Below are 2,851 nucleotides of genomic sequence, written 5' to 3' on the forward strand. Positions count from 1 at the left end.
CCTTGGGCTGACCGACCCGTGCCGCCGCCCCGGCCCCCTGGCAGGCCGTCCGGACCACCCCGCAGGTGTTAACAGCCGCACCGGGAACGCCCGCGGAGTGCGGCGACGCCCTCCGGATCAAGCCACCCCTATTTCGTGAATAAATTCACGATCCGGATTTCGATCAACAATACGATCAGCTTTACGCCGTGCCGCACACCAATGGACCTGGCGTCAATGCGTTTGAGGCATTACCGCTTTCGAGCCCCCCCGCGGATCCCCGGATCATTTGCTGAAGAGCATGCGAAGGCCAATTCCGCTTACCGCGCACTGTTTTGATCAGGTTCCGGTACCTACAATCCGTCCACATCTTGAGCTCGGTCCAAGCGTCAAGGAGGACGAATGGCGGGGCTTTCTACCCCTCATCAGTTTGACCAGCCCACTACCCTCGCAGCCGCGGTACTGACGGACGACAACCGCCTCATCGTCGTGGTGATCGCGGTCGTCGCCCTTGCGGCGCTTGCCGTCGCCGGAGTCCTGGTCCGCCAGGTGCTCGCGGCGGGCGAGGGCACCGAAAGCATGAAGAAGATCGCGGTCGCGATCCAGGAGGGCGCGAATGCCTACCTGGGCCGGCAGATGCGTACCCTCGGGGTATTCGCCGTCGTGGTGTTCTTCCTGCTCATGCTGCTGCCCGCGGACGACTGGAATCAGCGTGCCGGCCGATCGGTCTTCTTCTTGATCGGCGCGGCGTTCTCGGCGACCACCGGATATATCGGCATGTGGCTCGCCGTACGCAGCAATGTCCGCGTGGCCGCCGCGGCACGGGAAGCGACCCCGGCGGAGGGTGAGCCCGAAAAGGATCTCACCGCCGTCTCGCACAAAGCCATGAAGATCGCTTTCCGCACGGGCGGCGTCGTCGGCATGTTCACGGTGGGGCTCGGTCTGCTGGGCGCCTCCTGTGTGGTGCTCGTGTACGCGGCCGACGCGCCGAAGGTCCTGGAGGGCTTCGGTCTCGGCGCCGCGCTGATCGCCATGTTCATGCGTGTCGGCGGCGGCATCTTCACCAAGGCCGCCGACGTCGGCGCCGACCTCGTCGGCAAGGTCGAGCAGGGCATCCCGGAGGACGATCCGCGCAACGCCGCGACCATCGCGGACAACGTGGGCGACAACGTCGGCGACTGCGCCGGTATGGCCGCCGACCTCTTCGAGTCGTACGCCGTCACGCTCGTCGCCGCGCTGATCCTCGGCAAGGCGGCGTTCGGTGACTCCGGGCTCGCCTTCCCGCTGATCGTGCCCGCGATCGGCGTACTCACCGCGATGATCGGCATCTTCGCGGTCGCCCCGCGCCGTGCCGACCGCAGCGGGATGAGCGCCATCAACCGCGGCTTCTTCATCTCCGCGGTGATCTCGCTGGCGCTGGTGGCCGTGGCCGTCTTCGTCTACCTGCCGTCCTCGTACGCCGAGCTGGACGGTGTCACCGACGAGGCCATCCTCGGCAAGTCCGGTGACCCGCGGATCCTCGCGCTCCTCGCGGTCGCCATCGGCATCGTGCTGGCCGCGCTGATCCAGCAGCTGACCGGCTACTTCACCGAGACGACCCGTCGCCCGGTGAAGGACATCGGCAAGACCTCGCTCACCGGCCCGGCCACCGTCGTCCTCGCCGGTATCTCGATCGGTCTCGAATCGGCCGTCTACACCGCGCTGCTGATCGGCCTCGGCGTCTACGGGGCCTTCCTGCTCGGCGGTACGTCCATCATGCTGGCGCTGTTCGCGGTGGCCCTCGCCGGAACGGGGCTGCTCACCACGGTCGGCGTCATCGTCGCCATGGACACCTTCGGGCCGGTCTCCGACAACGCGCAGGGCATCGCCGAGATGTCGGGCGACGTCGAGGGCGCGGGCGCACAGGTCCTCACCGACCTGGACGCCGTCGGCAACACCACCAAGGCCATCACGAAGGGCATCGCCATCGCCACGGCGGTACTGGCGGCGTCGGCGCTCTTCGGCTCGTACCGGGACGCCATCCTCACGGCCGCGAACGACGTGGGGCAGAAGGTCTCGGGCGCGGGCGCGCCGATGAACCTGATGATGGACATCTCGCAGCCCAACAACCTGGTCGGGCTCATCGCGGGCGCCGCGGTCGTCTTCCTCTTCTCGGGGCTGGCGATCAACGCGGTGTCGCGCTCCGCCGGGGCCGTGGTCTACGAGGTGCGGCGGCAGTTCCGCGAGCGTCCCGGGATCATGGACTACAGCGAGAAGCCCGAGTACGGGCGTGTCGTCGACATCTGTACGAAGGACGCGCTGCGCGAGCTGACCACGCCCGGTCTGCTCGCCGTACTGACGCCGATCGCGATCGGGTTCACGCTGGGGGTCGGGGCGCTCGGCGCCTTCCTCGCGGGCGCCATCGGCACCGGCACGCTGATGGCGGTCTTCCTCGCCAACTCCGGAGGGGCGTGGGACAACGCCAAGAAGCTCGTCGAGGACGGCCACCACGGCGGCAAGGGCAGCGAGGCCCATGCCGCGACGGTGATCGGCGACACGATCGGCGACCCCTTCAAGGACACCGCGGGACCCGCGATCAACCCCCTCCTGAAGGTGATGAACCTGGTGGCGCTGCTCATCGCGCCGGCAGTGGTCAAATTCAGCTACGGCGACGACAAGAGTGTGGGCATGCGGATCCTCATCGCGGTGCTCTCGCTCGCCGTCATCATCGGCGCGGTGTACGTGTCCAAGCGGCGCGGCATCGCGGTGGGCGACGAGGGCAACTCCGAGCGGGTGGCCAAACCGGCCGATCCGGCGGTGGTCTCGTAGCCCCCGGGCCCGGCTGAGCGGATTTCGTCCAACGGGCGGGCGGACGGCGCGTACTGACGTGCCG

General features: G+C 68.0%; 1 protein-coding gene. It reads left to right on the forward strand.

What is annotated here, in order from left to right:
• Positions 1–381: 381 nt before the first annotated feature.
• The gene (locus ACFWGJ_RS43150) at positions 382–2,787 is read left to right on the forward strand and encodes a sodium-translocating pyrophosphatase (RefSeq protein WP_387334439.1); all 2,406 of its coding nucleotides are present in this window, start codon (positions 382–384) and stop codon (positions 2,785–2,787) included.
• The last annotated feature ends 64 nt before the right edge of the window (positions 2,788–2,851 follow it).

Source organism: Streptomyces sp. NPDC060205 (assembly GCF_042728395.1).
In the GTDB taxonomy this organism is placed as follows: domain Bacteria; phylum Actinomycetota; class Actinomycetes; order Streptomycetales; family Streptomycetaceae; genus Streptomyces.

Excerpts from the sequence above, each read along its gene's own strand:
- ACFWGJ_RS43150 (WP_387334439.1), top strand. The coding sequence starts at position 382 with ATGGCGGGGCTTTCTACCCCTCATCAGTTTGACCAGCCCACTACCCTC.